The sequence below is a fragment of the Pseudazoarcus pumilus genome, assembly GCF_002872475.1.
Taxonomy (GTDB): domain Bacteria; phylum Pseudomonadota; class Gammaproteobacteria; order Burkholderiales; family Rhodocyclaceae; genus Pseudazoarcus; species Pseudazoarcus pumilus.
Window position 1 is genome coordinate 2,518,646 of the sequence record NZ_CP025682.1, and the last position, 16,175, is coordinate 2,534,820.

At 69.3% G+C, this 16,175-nt stretch carries 19 protein-coding genes; 13 read left to right on the plus strand and 6 right to left on the minus strand.

Going from position 1 to position 16,175, the window contains the following annotated elements; all coding sequences use genetic code 11:
* Positions 1-2: 2 nt before the first annotated feature.
* Positions 3-869 (minus strand): 16S rRNA (cytidine(1402)-2'-O)-methyltransferase, encoded by an 867-nt coding sequence (gene rsmI, locus C0099_RS12335; RefSeq protein ID WP_102247693.1) that lies wholly within the window; start codon positions 867-869, stop codon positions 3-5.
* On the opposite strand from rsmI, the gene C0099_RS12340 reads away from it, so the two are divergent.
* The 3 genes from C0099_RS12340 (at position 868) to C0099_RS12350 (ending at position 2,651) form a co-directional block, all read left to right on the plus strand.
* Positions 868-1,287: a YraN family protein gene (locus C0099_RS12340; protein WP_102247694.1), complete on the plus strand. Its 420-nt coding sequence runs from the start codon at positions 868-870 to the stop codon at positions 1,285-1,287. The two genes, rsmI and C0099_RS12340, sit on opposite strands and share 2 nt — an antisense overlap.
* A 120-nt stretch (positions 1,288-1,407) precedes the next feature.
* Entirely contained in the window at positions 1,408-2,001 is a 594-nt protein-coding gene (locus C0099_RS12345) for a phosphoheptose isomerase (protein ID WP_102247695.1), read from the plus strand.
* Entirely contained in the window at positions 1,998-2,651 is a 654-nt protein-coding gene (locus C0099_RS12350; protein ID WP_102247696.1) for a BON domain-containing protein, read from the plus strand. The genes C0099_RS12345 and C0099_RS12350 overlap by 4 nt, the downstream gene beginning before the upstream one ends.
* Positions 2,652-2,675: 24 nt before the next feature.
* Here C0099_RS12350 and mpl read toward each other — a convergent pair whose 3' ends face one another.
* Positions 2,676-4,019 carry a UDP-N-acetylmuramate:L-alanyl-gamma-D-glutamyl-meso-diaminopimelate ligase gene (mpl, locus tag C0099_RS12355; RefSeq protein ID WP_102247697.1) on the minus strand — a complete coding sequence of 448 codons (1,344 nt, stop codon included), beginning with the start codon at positions 4,017-4,019 and terminating at the stop codon, positions 2,676-2,678.
* Positions 4,020-4,108: 89 nt separating this feature from the next.
* On the opposite strand from mpl, the gene C0099_RS12360 reads away from it, so the two are divergent.
* The 7 genes from C0099_RS12360 to C0099_RS12390 all read left to right on the plus strand — a co-directional run bounded on the left by C0099_RS12360 (position 4,109) and on the right by C0099_RS12390 (position 9,689).
* The gene (locus tag C0099_RS12360) at positions 4,109-4,714 is read left to right on the plus strand and encodes a hypothetical protein (protein WP_102247698.1); all 606 of its coding nucleotides are present in this window, start codon (positions 4,109-4,111) and stop codon (positions 4,712-4,714) included.
* Positions 4,711-5,259, plus strand: a complete 549-nt coding sequence (locus C0099_RS12365; RefSeq protein WP_102247699.1) for a TlpA family protein disulfide reductase — start codon at positions 4,711-4,713, stop codon at positions 5,257-5,259. Before C0099_RS12360 ends, C0099_RS12365 begins: the two co-directional genes overlap by 4 nt.
* Positions 5,260-5,324: 65 nt before the next feature.
* The gene (gene aroQ, locus C0099_RS12370; protein ID WP_102248500.1) at positions 5,325-5,813 is read left to right on the plus strand and encodes a type II 3-dehydroquinate dehydratase; all 489 of its coding nucleotides are present in this window, start codon (positions 5,325-5,327) and stop codon (positions 5,811-5,813) included.
* A gap of 58 nt (positions 5,814-5,871) precedes the next feature.
* Positions 5,872-6,324, plus strand: coding sequence for an acetyl-CoA carboxylase biotin carboxyl carrier protein (accB, locus tag C0099_RS12375; protein ID WP_102247700.1), 453 nt, complete (start codon positions 5,872-5,874; stop codon positions 6,322-6,324).
* An 8-nt stretch (positions 6,325-6,332) separates the two neighbouring features.
* Positions 6,333-7,694, plus strand: a complete 1,362-nt coding sequence (gene accC / locus C0099_RS12380; protein ID WP_102247701.1) for an acetyl-CoA carboxylase biotin carboxylase subunit — start codon at positions 6,333-6,335, stop codon at positions 7,692-7,694.
* 55 nt (positions 7,695-7,749) lie between these two features.
* The gene (prmA, locus tag C0099_RS12385; protein WP_102247702.1) at positions 7,750-8,643 is read left to right on the plus strand and encodes a 50S ribosomal protein L11 methyltransferase; all 894 of its coding nucleotides are present in this window, start codon (positions 7,750-7,752) and stop codon (positions 8,641-8,643) included.
* Positions 8,640-9,689 carry a zinc-ribbon and DUF3426 domain-containing protein gene (locus C0099_RS12390; RefSeq protein WP_102248501.1) on the plus strand — a complete coding sequence of 350 codons (1,050 nt, stop codon included), beginning with the start codon at positions 8,640-8,642 and terminating at the stop codon, positions 9,687-9,689. Before prmA ends, C0099_RS12390 begins: the two co-directional genes overlap by 4 nt.
* A gap of 7 nt (positions 9,690-9,696) precedes the next feature.
* On the opposite strand, the gene C0099_RS12395 is transcribed toward C0099_RS12390, so the two are convergent.
* Both C0099_RS12395 and C0099_RS12400 read right to left on the minus strand, forming a co-directional pair.
* Positions 9,697-10,155 (minus strand): outer membrane lipoprotein, encoded by a 459-nt coding sequence (locus tag C0099_RS12395; RefSeq protein WP_102247703.1) that lies wholly within the window; start codon positions 10,153-10,155, stop codon positions 9,697-9,699.
* Positions 10,155-11,090: a carbohydrate kinase family protein gene (locus tag C0099_RS12400; protein WP_102247704.1), complete on the minus strand. Its 936-nt coding sequence runs from the start codon at positions 11,088-11,090 to the stop codon at positions 10,155-10,157. Before C0099_RS12400 ends, C0099_RS12395 begins: the two co-directional genes overlap by 1 nt.
* A gap of 136 nt (positions 11,091-11,226) precedes the next feature.
* Here C0099_RS12400 and C0099_RS12405 point away from each other — a divergent pair, with 136 nt between their 5' ends.
* Both C0099_RS12405 and C0099_RS12410 read left to right on the plus strand, forming a co-directional pair.
* Entirely contained in the window at positions 11,227-11,985 is a 759-nt protein-coding gene (locus tag C0099_RS12405) for a GNAT family N-acetyltransferase (protein WP_102247705.1), read from the plus strand.
* Between the two features lie 74 nt (positions 11,986-12,059).
* Positions 12,060-12,746, plus strand: coding sequence for a lysophospholipid acyltransferase family protein (locus tag C0099_RS12410; RefSeq protein WP_228151586.1), 687 nt, complete (start codon positions 12,060-12,062; stop codon positions 12,744-12,746).
* A 131-nt stretch (positions 12,747-12,877) separates the two neighbouring features.
* Here the strand turns inward: C0099_RS12410 and C0099_RS12415 are convergent, their stop codons facing one another.
* Both C0099_RS12415 and C0099_RS12420 read right to left on the minus strand, forming a co-directional pair.
* Complete coding sequence (locus tag C0099_RS12415) at positions 12,878-13,681, minus strand: symmetrical bis(5'-nucleosyl)-tetraphosphatase (protein ID WP_102247706.1); 804 nt, start codon at positions 13,679-13,681, stop codon at positions 12,878-12,880.
* A complete protein-coding gene (locus C0099_RS12420) occupies positions 13,681-14,688 on the minus strand; it encodes an NAD-dependent epimerase (RefSeq protein ID WP_102247707.1) in 1,008 nt (335 codons plus the stop codon). Before C0099_RS12420 ends, C0099_RS12415 begins: the two co-directional genes overlap by 1 nt.
* Positions 14,689-14,809: 121 nt before the next feature.
* Between C0099_RS12420 and waaA the strand changes: the two genes are divergently transcribed.
* On the plus strand, positions 14,810-16,117 hold the full coding sequence (gene waaA / locus C0099_RS12425) for a lipid IV(A) 3-deoxy-D-manno-octulosonic acid transferase (RefSeq protein WP_102247708.1): 1,308 nt from the start codon (positions 14,810-14,812) through the stop codon (positions 16,115-16,117).
* Positions 16,118-16,175 lie beyond the last annotated feature (58 nt).

A 16,175-nucleotide genomic window follows, 5' to 3' on the forward strand; every position in this document is an offset into this window, starting at 1 on the left:
CGTCATTCTAGTCCCTGTTTCATTTCGAGCGCGCGCGCGTAGAGCGCATTGCGCGATGCTCCGGTGATCTCGGCGGCGAGCCGGGCCGCACCCTTGAGCGGCAGTTCCGCGAGCAGCAGGGCGAGCACGCGCTCGGCCTCCGGCTCCAGCCCTTCGCTCGGCGGGCAGCCGGACACGACCAGCACGAACTCGCCACGCCGGCGGTTCGCGTCCTGCGCCAGCCACGCCGGGGCATCGGCCAGCGGCATGCGCACGATCTGCTCGTGCAGCTTGGTCAGCTCGCGCGCCAGAACCACTTCGCGCTCTTCGCCGAACACCGCCACGAGATCGTCCACGCACTCGACGATGCGATGCGGCGACTCATACAACACCAGCGCCACCGGGCTGGCGACGAGTGCCGCGAGCGTGGCGCGCCGGGCGGCGGACTTGGGCGGCAGGAACCCGGCGAAGCGAAAGCCCGTCTCGCCCAGCCCGGAGGCCGACAGTGCGGCGATCGCCGCGCACGCGCCGGGCACCGGCACGACCGGATGGCCCGCAGCATGCACGCGGGCCACGGCACGTGCGCCGGGATCGGACACGCCCGGCGTGCCGGCGTCGCTGACCAGCGCAACGTGCCGGCCCTCGGCGAGCAGCGCGATCACGCGGCTGGCCGCGCTCTGCTCGTTGTGCTCGTGTAGCGCGAACAGCGGCGTGCGAATGCCGTGCGCCTCGAGCAGACGCTGGCTGTGGCGCGTGTCCTCGGCGGCAATCGCGTCGACCTCGCGCAGCACGCCCAGGGCTCGCGCGCCGATGTCGGCGAGGTGGCCGATCGGCGTGGCCACCACATACAATGACGGCGTACTGGACAGAAAGCTCGCGACATCGCGCATGAAAAAGGATCCGGCACCTGAAGGGGCGCCCATTGTCGGGCGCGGCGGCACCGCGGCGCAAGCGCGGGGGCTGGCCGCGGAGGCGCTGGCCGAATCGCATCTGGCCGCGCATGGGCTGCGCACCCTGGCGCGACGCGTGCGCTGCCGTCGTGGCGAGATCGACCTGGTGTGCCGCGACGGCGCGACCCTGGTCTTCGTCGAGGTGCGTCTGCGCGCGCCGGGCCGCTTCGGTTCGGCCGCCGACAGCATCACCGCAGCCAAGCGTGCGCGCGTCATCCATGCCGCACGCTGGTGGCTCGCCGGCGCGGGCCGCGCCCACGCGCACCGACCCATGCGCTTCGATGTGGTGATGCTCGGGTCGCTGGATGCGCACGCGGTTGAATGGATTCGCGCGGCTTTCGACGCCGACGCAAGGTAACTTCGTGTAAGAGGCCGATGCCCGCGTGCACGGGCTTGGCATACTCGTCGCATCATGAGGGGCGCACTGCCCCCATGCTAGACTTTCGCCTCCCCAAACGACGGTGCCCGCAACCTGCACATGGACCTCATCAGCCGCATCTCCCGTCAGTTCGACGACAGCGTTCGCGTCAAGCAGCAGTCACGCGAGGCGCTCGCCGCGCCCATCGCCGGCGCGATCGACACGATGACCCAGGCCCTGCTCGCCAACGGCAAGATCCTCGCCTGCGGCAACGGCGGATCGGCGGCCGATTCGCAGCACTTCGCCGCCGAACTGGTCAACCGCTTTGAAATGGAACGCCCGCCGCTGGCGGCGATCGCGCTGACCACCGACAGTTCCACGCTGACCTCGATCGCCAACGACTACGACTACGTGCAGGTCTTCTCGAAGCAGGTGCAGGCCCTCGGCCAGCCCGGAGACGTACTGCTGGCGATTTCGACCAGCGGCAACTCGCCCAACGTGATCGAGGCGATCCAGGCCGCCCACGAGCGCGACATGCGTGTGGTCGCGCTCACCGGCAAGGGGGGCGGAAAGATGACGGAGACGCTCGCCCCCGACGACATCCACATCTGCGTGCCATCCGATCGCACGGCGCGCATCCAGGAAGTACACCTCGTCGTGCTGCACTGCCTGTGCGACGGAATCGATTGTCTGCTGCTTGGAGTCGAGGAATGAAAACGGTTAATCCTTCGCAATCGCGTCGTCGGGCGCTGCTCGCACTGGCGGCTGCGGCGTCGCTGCCGGCACTGCAGGGCTGCCTTCCGGTCGTGGCCGGAGGTGCGGCCGCCGGTGCCGTCATCGTCTACAACGACCGCCGCACCTCGGGCGCCTACGTCGAGGACGAGAGCATCGAATGGCGCGCCCGCCGCCGCCTGCGCGAGCGCTTCGGCGACGCGGTCAACATCTCGGTGACCTCATACAACCGCAACGTGCTGCTCACCGGCCAGGTGCCGTACAGCGCGATGCGTGCCGAGGCCGAGCGCATCGTCGCCGACGTCGAGAACGTCGCCGGCATCGCCAACGAAATCCAGGTCGCCGGACTGAGCACCCTGTCCGAGCGCAGCAACGACGCGATGCTGACCTCCATGGTCAAGGCCCGCCTGGTCGACGAGAAACGTGTATCCGCCCGCCACATCAAGGTCGTCACCGAAGCGGCCACGGTGTTCCTGATGGGCATCGTGACGCAATCGGAGGCCGCTGCCGCGACCGACGTGGCACGCACCACCAAGGGTGTGCAAAAGGTCGTGCGCGTGTTCGAGATCGTCAGCGACGAGGAGGCCGCGCGCCTCGATCGCGAATCGCAGAAGAGCAAGCCGGCCGAATAAGCGGCCCGCCGGCTGCCCGCCGCGTCACTCGAGCGCGGCGAGCAGGCGCTCGTGCACACCGCCAAAGCCGCCGTTGCTCATCACCAGTACATGGTCGCCCGCGCGCGCCTCGCGCGCGATGGCGGCGACCAGTGCATCCAGGTCCTCGAACACCCCGGCCAGCCGGCCAGCGAGCGGCGCCAGCGCCTCGCCCGCGTCCCAGCCCAGGGCATTGGCGTAGCAGAACACCGCATCGGCCTGCGCCAGCGCCTCGGGCAGGCGCGCCTTCATGACCCCCAGCTTCATCGTGTTCGAGCGCGGTTCGAGCACCGCGAGGATGCGTCCCGAGGTCGCGCTGCGCCGCAAGCCCCCGATGGTCAGCGCGATCGCGGTCGGATGATGGGCGAAATCGTCGTAGACGGTCACTCCGCGGGCCACGCCGCGCACCTCCATGCGTCGGCGCACTCCGCCAAAGCGGTCAAGCGCCTCGATCGCGACGGCCGGCGTGACGCCCACATGGCGCGCGGCGGCAACCGCGGCGAGCGCATTGAGCCGGTTGTGGCTGCCCGGCAACGACATGCGCGCGCGCCCCAGTGCCTCGCCGTCGAGACAGAAGCGCGCGGCATCCGCCCCGTCGGCCTCGACCGTCCACGCGCCCCCGTCTCCGAAGCGCTCGACCTGCGACCAGCATCCACGCCCGAGCACGCGTTCGAGACTGGCCTCGGCGGCATTGACGAGGATGCGCCCCGAGCACGGCACGGTGCGCACCAGATGATGGAACTGCGTTTCGATCGCCCCCAGATCGGCGAAGATGTCGGCGTGATCGAACTCCAGATTGTTCAGGATCGCCGTGCGCGGCCGGTAGTGCACGAACTTCGAACGCTTGTCGCAGAAGGCCGTGTCGTATTCATCGGCCTCGATCACGAAGAACGGCGTCTCGCCCAGCCGCGCCGACACGCCGAAGTTGTCCGGCACACCACCGATCAGAAAGCCCGGCGCGAGCCCGGCGTGCTCGAGCATCCACGCGAGCATCGAACTGGTCGTGGTCTTGCCGTGCGTGCCGGCCACCGCCAGCACCCAGCGTCCGGCGAGCACGTGCTCGGCCAGCCACTGCGGGCCGGACACGTAGGGCAGGCCGCGATCGAGGATTTCCTCGAGCAGCGCGTTGCCGCGCGAGACCGCGTTGCCGATGACGAAGACGTCCGCGCCGCAATCCGCCTGCGCCGCATCCCAGCCCTCGATCAGGCCGATGCCCTGTGCCTCGAGCTGGGTGCTCATCGGTGGATAGACGTTGGCATCGCAGCCGGTCACGGTGTGGCCGGCCTCGCGCGCGAGCAAGGCCACGCCGCCCATGAAGGTGCCGCAGATGCCGAGAATGTGGATGTGCATGCGTTCTCCGGGAGCGCCGGCAGGCAACGCCCGGCCCGTGTAGAATCGGCGCATTCTACCCGACGCACCCGGTCCCCCGCGCCCGCATCATGCGCCATAGAACCCACCCCTCCCGAGGCTCCCAAATCCGCCGCGAGATCGCCGCGCTGGCCGCCCGCATGATGGCCGAAGACGGCATCGGCGACTTCGGCTTCGCCAAGCGCAAGGCGGCGCGTCAGCTCGGCGTGTCGGTGACCGAGGCCTTGCCCAACAACGCCGAGGTCGAAGCCGAACTGCGCGCCTGGCAGGCGCTCTACCAGGACGACGAGCAGGATGAACGCATTCGCGCCATGCGCGAGGTCGCCGTCGAGGTCATGTCCCTGCTCGAGGAGTTCCGCCCCTATCTCACCGGCGGCGTGCTCGACGGCACGGCCGGACGCTATTCCGAGGTGGACATCGAACTGTTTCCGGAAAGCGCCAAGGATGTGGAGATCTTTCTGCTCAACCACGACATCGCCTACGAACATCGAGAACCGCGCCGCGTCACCACGCACACGCCCGAGGCCATCCTCAGCCTGGACTGGGCCGAGGTGCCGGTGCGGCTGACGCTGCACGAGCGTATCGGCGAGCGCAATCCGCGACGCGGCACGGAACGCGCCCGCCGCGCGGCGGTCGAGGCACTGCTCGACGAGTCCCCGGAGGAGGAGGAAGAATGAAGTCCGTGCTGCGCACCCTGATCGTACTCGCGGTCGCCGCCGCGGCCGCCGTGGCGGGTCTGTATGCCGGGCAGGCGCTCAATCGCCCGGCGCAGGCACCCGAGGGGGTCACACCGGACGCCGCGCAGCGCCTGCTCGCCACCGCACTGCCCGACGCCGACGGCCGCATGCACACCGTATCCGACTGGAACGGGCGGGTGATCGTCGCCAACTTCTGGGCCACCTGGTGCCCACCGTGCATCAAGGAGATTCCGGAGTTTTCCGAAGTCGCGAGGCGCTACCGCGACGCCCCGGTGCAGTTCGTCGGCCTGTCGATCGACTCGGCCGAGAACGTACGCGACTTTCGCGAACGCTTCGATGTACCCTATCCGCTGCTGGTCGGCACCAGCAACACTCTGGGGCTGGCGGAAGCCTTCGGCAACAGCGCCCGCGCCCTGCCCTTCACGGTCATCCTGGGCCGCGACGGCGCGGTCGCCGACGTCACGCTGGGCACGCTCAACGAAGACCAACTGGTCGAGCGCATCGAGGGTCTGCTTCACCCATGATGCATGCTGCCCGGCGTTTCAACGCTGGACAGCATGCAGCGATTTGCGGCAAACTCGCCCGCATCATGAGTGCAAAACGCAAGAAAGAGACCGAATCGCCACCGCCGCCCAAGGGCCGCGTGCTGGCCCTGCACGGCCCCAACCTGAATCTGCTCGGCACGCGCGAGCCGGGTCACTACGGCCTGACCACGCTGTCCGACATCCATCGGGCGATGGAAGCGCGCGCCCAGGCCGAGGGCGTCGTGCTCGAGACCTTCCAGAGCAATCACGAAGGTCAACTCATCGACCGCGTCCAGGCCGCGGCCTCCGAGGAGATCGACTTCATCGTCATCAACCCGGCCGGCTACACGCACACCAGCGTCGCCTTGCGCGACGCGCTCGCCGCCGTCGACATCCCCTACGTGGAGGTTCACCTGTCGAACATCCACGCGCGCGAGCCCTTCCGTCAGCACTCGTATTTCTCCGATCGCGCCGCCGGCGTGATCTGCGGACTCGGAGCCTACGGCTACCTGGCCGCACTCGAATTCGCGCTGTTGCGCCTCAGAGATCGTTGAACCCCCTATCCCCGGCCGGCCCGCGCAGTGCGCGGGCCGGCCCATTCCGGAGACCAGCATGGATTTGCGCAAGCTCAAGAAACTGATCGACCTCGTCCAGGAGTCCGGCATCTCGGAACTCGAAGTCACCGAGGGTGAGGAGAAGGTCCGCATCGCCAAGCAACTGCCGGCCTCGCAGGCGGTGAGCTACGTCACCGCCGCGCCCGCGGCGAGCGCGCCCCCCCCGACCGAGGCCGCCCCGGCCGAGCGCGCCGACACGGCCGACGCCCTGCCGGCCGGCCACGTCGTCAAGTCGCCGATGGTGGGCAGCTTCTACCGCGCTTCCGCGCCCGGCGCCAAGCCTTTCGTGGACATCGGACAGAAGGTGTCGGTGGGCGAGCGCCTGTGTCTGATCGAGGCGATGAAGCTGATGAACGAGATCGAGTCCGACGTCGAAGGCGTGGTCAAGGCCATCCTCGTCGAGAACGGTCAGCCGGTCGAGTACGGCCAGCCGCTGTTCGTCATCGGCTGAGCGCGACCATGTTCGAGAAGATTCTCATTGCCAACCGGGGGGAGATCGCTCTCCGCATCCTGCGTGCCTGCCGCGAGCTCGGCATCCGTACCGTCGCCGTGCATTCGGAGGCCGACACCGAGGCCAAGTACGTCAAGCTCGCCGACGAGTCGGTGTGCATCGGCCCGGCCCCGTCCGCGCTGAGCTATCTGCACATTCCGGCGCTGATATCGGCGGCCGAGGTCACCGATGCGGAGGCCATCCATCCGGGCTACGGCTTCCTGTCGGAGAACGCCGATTTCGCCGAGCGCGCGGAACAGTCCGGCTTCGTGTTCATCGGTCCGCGCGCCGAGACCATCCGCCTGATGGGCGACAAGGTGAGCGCCAAGGACACCATGAGAGCCGCCGGCGTGCCCTGCGTGCCGGGCTCCGAAGGTGCGCTGCCGGAAGATCCGCAGGAGATCCTGCGCATCGCCCACGACATCGGCTATCCGGTCATCATCAAGGCCGCCGGCGGCGGGGGCGGGCGCGGCATGCGCGTGGTGCACACCGAGGCGGCCCTGCTGGGCGCCGTGAGCATGACCCAGTCCGAGGCCGGCGCGGCCTTCGGCAACCCCACGGTGTACATGGAGAAGTTCCTCGAGAACCCGCGCCATGTCGAGATCCAGGTGCTGGCCGACGAGCATGGCAACGCCGTACACCTGGGCGAGCGCGACTGCTCGATGCAGCGGCGTCACCAGAAGGTCATCGAGGAGGCGCCCGCGCCGGGCATCGAGCGCAAGCACATCGCCAGGATCGGCGAGCGCTGCGCCGACGCCTGCCGGCGCATCGGCTATCGCGGCGCCGGCACCTTCGAGTTCCTGTACGAGAATGGCGAGTTCTACTTCATCGAAATGAACACGCGCGTGCAGGTCGAGCATCCGGTCACCGAGCAGATCACCGGCATCGACATCGTGCAGCAGCAGATCCGCATCGCCGCCGGAGAACGACTGCCCTTCCGCCAGAAGGATATCGAGTTTCGCGGTCACGCCATCGAATGCCGCATCAACGCCGAGGATCCGTTCCGCTTCACGCCCAGCCCCGGCAAGGTCACCAACTGGCACACGCCGGGCGGCCCCGGCGTGCGTGTCGATTCGCATGTATACGGCGGGTACACGATTCCGTCACACTACGATTCGATGATCGGCAAACTGATCACCTTCGGCGACACGCGCGAGCAGGCCATCCGGCGCATGCGCATCGCGCTCTCGGAGATGGTCGTCGAGGGCATCCGCAGCAATGTCGCGCTGCATCAGGAACTGATGCTCGACGCGCGCTTCGTCGAGGGCGGCACGAGCATCCACTACCTCGAACACAAGCTTGCCGAACGCAACGAAGTTAAGAGCGACTAGAACCGCGTGACCGGGCGCCGCAACGCACCCGGTCACGCACCCCGGGAGATCGAGGATGTGGATTTCGGTCACGCTGCAGGCTGAGGCGAACCAGGCCGAAACCCTGTCCGAGGCCCTGATGGACGCCGGCGCGCTGTCGGTCTCCATCGAGGACGCCGACGCCGGCACCGCGGCCGAGACGCCGCAGTTCGGCGAGCCCGGCCTGGCGCCGGCCGGGCTGTGGGATCACAGCCGCGTGATCGCGCTGTTCGACGCCGATGCGGCGCTCGAACGCGCACTGGCCGAGGCAGCCGCGGCGGCCGGCTTCGACACCGTGCCGCCCTTCACCTGCGAGCCCGTCGCCGAGCAGAACTGGGTGCAGCTGACGCAACGCCAGTTCGAACCGATCCGCATCGACGCGCGTCTGTGGATCGTGCCCTCCTGGCACGAAGCGCCCGATGCGGGCGCGATCAACATCGAACTCGATCCCGGCATGGCCTTCGGCACCGGCTCGCACCCGACCACCCGGCTGTGCCTGCAGTGGCTGTGCGACACGGTCACACCGGGCGCACGCGTGCTCGACTACGGCTGCGGTTCGGGCATCCTCGGCATCGCCGCGCTGATGCTCGGGGCACGCGACGTGCTCGGCGTCGACATCGACGACAAGGCGCTTGCAGCCGCGCAGGACAACGCCGCGCGCAACGGCGTGACGATGCGCGTGCAGCACTCGGGCGAGACGCTCGAGGAACGCTTCGACATCGTCGTCGCCAACATCCTGACCAATCCGCTGTGCGTGCTCGCACCACTGCTCGCCGCACGTGTCGCGCCGGGCGGGCGCATCGCGCTCTCGGGCGTACTCGGCGAACAAGCCGACGCGGTGATCGCCGCCTACGCGCCATGGATCACGCTTGAGGTCGGCGCCACGCACGAGGGCTGGGCGCGCCTCGAAGGCCGACGGGAGGCGGCATGAGCATCGCGCGCTGCCCGGCCTGCCTGACCGCCTTCCGGGTCGGCGAGGACGTGCTCGCGCAACGCGGTGGGCGCGTGCGCTGCGGTCACTGCTATCGGCCGTTCAACGCGCTCGAACACCTCGTGGCGGAGCAGCCGGAGGAAGCCTCACCCGCGCGCGCCACGGACGCGGGTCTCGACTTCGAGATCCCGGAGCGTTTCGGCCCGCCGCGCAGCACGACCGCGCCCGCAGCGGAGCCGATGGCCAGCACAATGGTCGCCAGGACCGGTGCGCAGGACGAGATCGACGAGCCGACTCCCGATGACGCACCACAGGAGGCGCCTGCGCCAATCTGGAAAGCGCTGACGCCCGCCCGTGCCGAGGCGCACGGGCGCAATGCATTCGCCGCCAGCGGCTTCACTCGTCGCGTCGAGGAAGACGACCGGGTGGAACCCTCGCTGGACGGCGAGCCCGACCTGCCCCCGCCGGCCACCGCCAGCATCGCCGCCGTCGACGCCAGCATGGATACGGACGACCACGATCCGATCGAGCGCTGGCGCGAACGAGCCTACGGGCCGGAACCACAACCGCGGCGATGGGCCTGGGCGCTGGGGGTCGGAATGCTGCTGGGCACGCTGGTGGCCCAGGCGAGCTTCATCTACCGCGAGCCGATCACGCGCGAATGGCCGCGACTGCGGCCGGTCTACCTGCAGGTGTGCGAGCGTCTGGGCTGCGAGATGCCGCTGCCGCGCGTGCTCGAGCGCCTCGACGTGGCCGCCACGCGGCTCGATCCGGTGCCGGGCAGCGATCGCCGCTTCGTGCTCGTCGCGGAGATCGCCAACCTCGCCAATCATCCGCAGCAGCTGCCGCACCTGGAACTGTCGCTGCAGGATCGCGACGACCATGCCGTGGCACGCCGCGCCTTCGCCCCCGAAGAATGGCTGCCGGCCGACGCCGACCCCGCCGCAGGCATCGCCGCCGGATCGCGCCTGAACGTGGCCCTGCCGTTCGAGACGGCCGAGCAGGCACGCCCGGCCGGCTTTCGCGTGAACCTGTTCTATCCGTAACTTCGGATCAGCGGCTCACCCGCGTCGTGCGCCCGTCACGCACTACGCGCACGCGCTCACCGGGCGAAAAGCCCTCGCCCTCGTCTTCCTGCACGACCGCCAGGAGCTGACCGTTGTCGAGCTTGACCGTCACCTCGACGCCGCGCTTGCGCGTGGCGCTCTCCTCCACGGCCGAGCCGGCCACGCCACCGGCGACCGCGCCGAGCACGGTCGCGATGGTGCGTCCGCTGCCGCCGCCGATGGTGCTGCCCGCGACCCCGCCGACGGCCGCACCGGCGATCGTGCCGACCGGCGTCTTGGTGCCCTCGAGCTGGACCTGGCGCACGCTCTCGACCGTGCCGTAGTCGACCGTCATCGCACGCCGCGCCTCGGCGCGCTCGTAGGTGCCGCCGCCCAGGCCACCGGCACAGCCGGCCAGCAGGGCCACGGCACACATCACCACCATCATCCGCATCCTGTCACTCATCACCACAACTCCTCACCGAAGGATTCCCTGAACACGCGCGCGATGTCCTCGCGCGTCGGGCGGTGATTCTGCCCGCCGCGATGCGCGATCTTGAGCGCACCCATTACCGAGGCTAGCCGGCCGCTGCGCTCCCAGTCGTAATCGTTTGCAAGCCCGAAGAGCAGCCCGGCACGGTAGGCGTCGCCGCATCCGGTGGGGTCGGCCACGCGTTCGGCCGCCACGCACGGAATCTCGATGCAGCGCCCACCGGTGTGGATGTGCGAACCCTCGCCGCCACGCGTGACGACGAGTGCCTCGAGCTCACCGGCGATCGCCTCGAGACTCAGGCCGGTGCGCTCGCACAGCATGCGCGCCTCGTAGTCGTTGACGGCACACCAGGTCGCGAGGTTCAGGAATCGGCGCAATTCCTCCCCGTCGAACATCGGCAGGCCCTGACCCGGATCGAACACGAAGGGGATGCCGGCGGCGGCGAACTGTTCGGCGTGCTGCATCATGCCCTCGCGCCCGTCGGGTGCGACGATGCCCAGACGCACGCCGGCCGCGTCGGCGATGCGGTTCTCGTGCGCGTGGTTCATCGCGCCCGGATGGAAGGCCGTGATCTGGTTGTCATCGATGTCGGTGGTGATGAAGGCCTGCGCGGTGAAGCTGCCGGCAACCGGGCGCACGTGATCGCGCGCCAGCCCGAGTTCGTCCAGCCGCGCGAGATAGGGGCCGGCGTCGTCGCCGACGGTGGCCATGATGCTCGCATCGCCGCCCAGCAGGCTGAGGTTGTAGGCGATGTTGCCGGCGCAGCCGCCGAACTCGCGCCGCATGTCGGGCACCAGAAAGGCGACGTTCAGGATATGGATCTGCTCGGGCAGGATGTGATTGCGAAAGCGGTCGTGGAACACCATGATGGTGTCGTAGGCGACCGAGCCACATACCAGAATCGTCATGCAGGTCTCCTCGGACAAAGCACCGATTATAGGCGCGCGGGCATCGCCGCCGCCTTCATCGCGGCGTAACCGTGGCGTCACCGGCGTGCAATGCAGCGTCCCGACAATGGCGGCAGCCAACAGGAGGACGACCACCATGCTGCTGACCGAACCACGCGCCTTCCTGCGCCAGCCGCGCAGCCTTCACGTGACGCTGGCCTCGTGCCAGAGCGAGGTACTCGAGGCGCAGAAGCTGCGCTACCGCGTATTCCACGACGAAATGGGCGCACGCCTGCCCGGCCGCACGCCCGGCGTCGATCGCGACATTTTCGATCCGCACTGCGAACATCTGCTGGTGCGCGACGAGGCGCGCGGTCGCATCGTCGGCACCTATCGCATCCTCGCCCCCGAGGCCGCGCGACGCGTCGGCGGCTATTACGCCGAGAGCGAATTCGACCTGACCCGTCTGCAGCACCTGCGCAGCCGCATCGTCGAGATCGGACGCGCATGCATCGACGCCGACTACCGCACCGGCGCGGTGATCTCGCTGCTGTGGTCGGGGCTTGCACGCTACATGACCGAGCACGGGCACGACTATCTGATGGGCTGCGCCTCGATCGGCATGGGCGACGGCGGTCACGCCGCGGCCAGCCTGTACAATCGGCTGCACGAGGCGCACGCGGCGCCGCTCGAATATCATGTCTTCCCGCGCCACGCGCTGCCGCTCCAGCGTCTGCGCGGCGACCTGGACGTGCCCACGCCGCCGCTGCTCAAGGGGTATCTGCGCGCGGGCGCGTGGATCTGTGGGGAGCCCGCATGGGATCCGGACTTCAACACCGCCGACCTTCCGATCCTGCTGCCGATGAGCCGGCTGCGGGAGCGCTACGCCCGCCACTACCTGGGCCGTCCCGACTGACACCGGCCGGCGCGGCCACACGACTCGCGCGCCGCGTCCGTCTCGTACTCCACCTGCTGGGTGGCCTGGCGATCGTGCTGACGCTGTTCCCGTTCGCCGGCCTGGCGCGCCGGCGCGCACTGCGCCAGCGCTGGTCGGCACGTCTGCTGGCGATCGTCGGCATCGAGTTGCGCGTGAGCGGTGAACCGCTCGAATCGGGCGCGCTGCTGGTCGCCAACCACGTCTCCTGGCTCGACATCTTCGTCATCAACGCGCTCACCCCGGCGGCCTTCGTATCCAAGGCCGAGGTGCGCTCATGGCCGGCCATCGGCTGGCTCGCCGCGAAGAACGACACGCTGTTCCTGCATCGCGGCAGTCGCGGCCACGCACGCATCGTCAGCCGTGAAATCGGCGCGGTGCTCGCCACCGGCCAGGTCGTCGCGCTGTTTCCCGAAGGCACGACCACCGATGGCAGCCACGTGCTGCACTTTCATGGCGCGCTGCTGCAGCCCGCGCTTGACGCGCGCGCGCCGATTCAGGCGGTGGCGCTGCGCTATCGCGACGCGCATGGCCACTTCACGCGGGCACCCGCCTACTGGGGCGACATGACGCTGATGCAATGCATCGCCAACATCGTCGCCGCGCCCGCCATCGTCGCTGAAGTCATCCTGCTGCCGCCCGTGCGTGGCGAGGCCGATGTCGATCGCCGCGCACTCGCCGCGGCACTGCGCGAGCGCATCGTCTCGCAGGTCACCCTGAAAGCGGACGCCGAATCCGCGTAGGTCGTGGCGAGCGAAGCGAGTGCGACATCATCGGGCGAGCATGACGCAAGCCGGGGTGTTGCAATTCGCCTTCGGCTCATCGGCAACCTACAGCTCACGCCTCATCCGGCGATCCACCGCGAACGGAGTACCTACAGCTGACCGTCTTCCTGAAAGGCCACACCGTCGTCGAGCCGCAGCGCGGTGAGCTTGCCGCCCCACACGCAGCCCGAATCGAGCGCGATCAGACCCGGCTCGCAATGAAAACCGAGCGCCGACCAGTGCCCGCACACGACCGTGTGACCGCGCCAGGCCGGCTTGGGTACGCGAAACCATGGCACGGTGCCGGACGGCGCGCGTGCCGGCGGGCCCTTGGCCGACAGCGCCAGGCGCCCGTCAGGAGTGCAGCAACGCATGCGCGTCATGACGTTGACGATGAAGCGCAGCCGATCCCAGCCCTTGAGTCCGTCGTCCCATTTCACCGGCTTGTCGCCGTACAGATGCTTGAGAAAGTCATGGCGCCGCTCGCCGCGCAAGGCCGTCTCGACCTCGCGTCCGAGAGCGGCCGCCTTGGCCACATCCCACTGCGGCACCAGGCCGGCATGCACCAGGATGCGACCGTCGGCCACATGCACCATCGGCCGGTGGGTGAGCCAGTCGAGAAGCTCGTCGCGATCATCGGCCGCGAGCAGGCCACCGAGGGTGTCGTCGCGCGTGCGCGGCGCGGCGCGCGCGGCCACCATCAGCAGATACAGGTCATGGTTGCCGAGCACGGTCACCGCCGCCTCGCCGAAGCCGCGCACCAGACGGATCACCTCGGCCGAATGCGGCCCGCGGTTGACCAGATCGCCCGCGATCCACAGCCGGTCGACGGCCGGATCGAAGCGGATGCGTTCGAGCAGCCGGGAAAACGGCGTGTAGCAGCCCTGGATGTCGCCGATCGCGTAGGTAGCCATCAGCGTGCGTAGTAGTCGCGGTACCAGGCGACAAAGCGCGCCACGCCCTCGCGCACCGGCGTGGCTGGCGCGAATCCGACCCAGTCGGCCAGCTCGCGCGTATCCGCATGCGTGGCCGGCACGTCGCCGTCCTGCAGTGGCAGGAAGTTCTTGCTCGCCTCGATGCCGAGCGCGGACTCGATGGCGGCGATGAAGTCCATCAGCGGTACCGGGTCGTGGTTGCCGATGTTGAATACGCGATACGGTGCCCGCGCACGCGCCGGATCGGCAGCCACGGCGTCGTAGCCCGCGTCCGGTTGCGGCACGCGGTCGAGCGTGCGCAGCACGCCTTCGGCGATGTCGTCGATGTAGGTGAAGTCGCGCCGCATGCGGCCGTGATTGAACACGTCGATGGGCCGCCCCTCGAGCATCGCCGAGACGAACAGGAACAGCGCCATGTCCGGGCGCCCCCACGGGCCGTAGACCGTGAAAAATCGCAGACCGGTGGTGGGCAAGCCGTACAGGTGACTGTAGGTGTGGGCCATCAGCTCGTTGGCCTTCTTGGTCGCCGCGTACAGGCTCACCGGGTGGTCGACGCTGTCGTGCTCGGAGAACGGCATCTTCTCGTTGCCGCCGTAGACGCTGGAACTGCTGGCATACACCAGGTGCTCGACGCACGCGTGGCGGCAGCCTTCGAGCACGTTGGTGAAGCCGACCACATTGCTGTCGACGTAGGCGTGCGGATTCTCCAGCGAATAGCGCACACCGGCCTGCGCGGCCAGATGCACGACGCGATCGAAACGCTCCTCGGCGAACAGCCGCGCCATGCCCGCGCGATCGGCGACATCCATGCGCACGAAGCGGAAGTGCTCAATGGCCTCGAGGCGCGCGAGTCGGGCGCGCTTGAGCGCGGGATCATAGTAGTCGTTGAGGTTGTCGAGGCCGACCACGATGTCGCCGCGCGCGAGCAGGCGCAGCGCGACGTGCATGCCGATGAAGCCGGCTGCGCCGGTAACGAGGACTTTCATGCGGGAGGCCCGGTGCGGGAGTAGATCATCGCCGGCGATTATCGCATGTCCGTCGTCTTGCCACGGCGGGCCGGGGACGGCGCTTCGCTATACTGGGCGCCCTATCGCCCCCCGAGCGCCGATGTCCGCACGCTTCGCCTACTCGCTGATCTGGACCCTGCTCCTGCCCGCCGTGGCCTTGCGTCTGCTGTGGCGCGCCCGCCGCCAGCGCGGCTATCTCGAAGACGCTGGCGCCCGCTTCACGCGCTGGCGCACGCGGCCTCCGGCGCGCCCGGTGATCTGGGTGCACGCCGTGTCGGTCGGCGAGACGCGCGCGGCTGCGCCGCTGGTGCGTGCGCTGCGCGAGCGCCATCCCGACCACGACATCCTGCTCACGCAGATGACGCCGACCGGGCGCGACACCGCACGCACCCTCTTCGGCGAGGACGCACGGATACACCTGGAATGGCTGCCTTACGACCTGCCCGGCTTCGCGCGGCGCTTCTTCGCGCATTTTCGCCCACGCGTGGGCGTGATCATGGAAACCGAGCTGTGGCCCAACCTGCTGCTCGCCGCGCGCGAGGCCGGCGTGCCGGTGCTGCTCGCCAACGCCCGCCTGTCCGCGCGATCGACACGGCGCTATGCGCGCTGGCCGAGCCTCGCGCGCATGACGCTCGCCGCGCTCGCCGGCGTGGGCGCGCAGACGCAGGCCGACGCCGACCGGCTCGCCGCGCTGGGCGCGCGACACGTCGAGATCAGCGGCAACGTCAAGTTCGACATCGAACCGCCGGCCGCGCAACTCGCCCTGGCCGAACGCTTTCGCGCCGCCACCGGCTCACGTGCGGTGCTGCTCGCTGCGAGCACGCGCGACGGCGAGGAGGCCTTGCTGCTCGATGCCTGGGCACGCGCCGCACTGCCTGCCGACGTGCTGCTGGCCATCGTGCCCCGCCATCCGCAGCGCTTCGACGCCGTCGCGGCATTGGTCACCGCACGCGGGCTGAGGCTGGCGCGCCGCAGCCGCGAGGACGCGATCGACGCGCACACGCAGGTGTGGCTGGGAGACTCGATGGGCGAGATGTTCGCCTACTACGCGGCCGCCGAGGTCGCGCTCATCGGCGGCAGCTGGCTGCCCTTCGGCGGACAGAACCTGATCGAGGCCTGCGCGGTGGGCACGCCGGCCATCGTCGGACCCCACACCTTCAACTTCCTCGAGGTCGCCGAGCAGGCCGTCCAATGCGGCGCGGCGCAGCGTGCGGCCGACCTGGACGAGGCGCTGGCACGCGCGCGCGCCCTGCTCGCCGATGGCGCGGCGCACGCACGCGCTGCTGCGGCCGGGCGCGCATTCGCCCAGGCGCATCGCGGCGCGACCGCAGGCACGCTCGAGCGCATCGACGCGTTGATGGACGAAGCGACGACGCTCGGCGACCGCAGCCCGGATATTCGGGCGTAGGTCGCGTCGAGCGCAGCGAGTGCGACATCGCCCGCTGCACATGGCGGGAGGGCGATTT

Bases quoted from the DNA above. Each gene is read 5' to 3' on its own strand.
- C0099_RS12365 (WP_102247699.1), top strand. From the start codon at position 4,711: ATGAAGTCCGTGCTGCGCACCCTGATCGTACTCGCGGTCGCCGCCGCG.
- C0099_RS12350 (WP_102247696.1), top strand. From the start codon at position 1,998: ATGAAAACGGTTAATCCTTCGCAATCGCGTCGTCGGGCGCTGCTCGCA.
- rsmI (WP_102247693.1), bottom strand. From the start codon at position 869: ATGCGCGATGTCGCGAGCTTTCTGTCCAGTACGCCGTCATTGTATGTG.
- C0099_RS12415 (WP_102247706.1), bottom strand. From the start codon at position 13,681: ATGGCTACCTACGCGATCGGCGACATCCAGGGCTGCTACACGCCGTTT.
- C0099_RS12390 (WP_102248501.1), top strand. From the start codon at position 8,640: ATGAGCATCGCGCGCTGCCCGGCCTGCCTGACCGCCTTCCGGGTCGGC.
- accC (WP_102247701.1), top strand. From the start codon at position 6,333: ATGTTCGAGAAGATTCTCATTGCCAACCGGGGGGAGATCGCTCTCCGC.
- C0099_RS12420 (WP_102247707.1), bottom strand. From the start codon at position 14,688: ATGAAAGTCCTCGTTACCGGCGCAGCCGGCTTCATCGGCATGCACGTC.
- accB (WP_102247700.1), top strand. From the start codon at position 5,872: ATGGATTTGCGCAAGCTCAAGAAACTGATCGACCTCGTCCAGGAGTCC.
- waaA (WP_102247708.1), top strand. From the start codon at position 14,810: ATGTCCGCACGCTTCGCCTACTCGCTGATCTGGACCCTGCTCCTGCCC.
- aroQ (WP_102248500.1), top strand. From the start codon at position 5,325: ATGAGTGCAAAACGCAAGAAAGAGACCGAATCGCCACCGCCGCCCAAG.
- C0099_RS12345 (WP_102247695.1), top strand. From the start codon at position 1,408: ATGGACCTCATCAGCCGCATCTCCCGTCAGTTCGACGACAGCGTTCGC.
- C0099_RS12360 (WP_102247698.1), top strand. From the start codon at position 4,109: ATGCGCCATAGAACCCACCCCTCCCGAGGCTCCCAAATCCGCCGCGAG.
- C0099_RS12400 (WP_102247704.1), bottom strand. From the start codon at position 11,090: ATGACGATTCTGGTATGTGGCTCGGTCGCCTACGACACCATCATGGTG.
- mpl (WP_102247697.1), bottom strand. From the start codon at position 4,019: ATGCACATCCACATTCTCGGCATCTGCGGCACCTTCATGGGCGGCGTG.
- prmA (WP_102247702.1), top strand. From the start codon at position 7,750: ATGTGGATTTCGGTCACGCTGCAGGCTGAGGCGAACCAGGCCGAAACC.
- C0099_RS12405 (WP_102247705.1), top strand. From the start codon at position 11,227: ATGCTGCTGACCGAACCACGCGCCTTCCTGCGCCAGCCGCGCAGCCTT.
- C0099_RS12340 (WP_102247694.1), top strand. From the start codon at position 868: ATGAAAAAGGATCCGGCACCTGAAGGGGCGCCCATTGTCGGGCGCGGC.
- C0099_RS12395 (WP_102247703.1), bottom strand. From the start codon at position 10,155: ATGAGTGACAGGATGCGGATGATGGTGGTGATGTGTGCCGTGGCCCTG.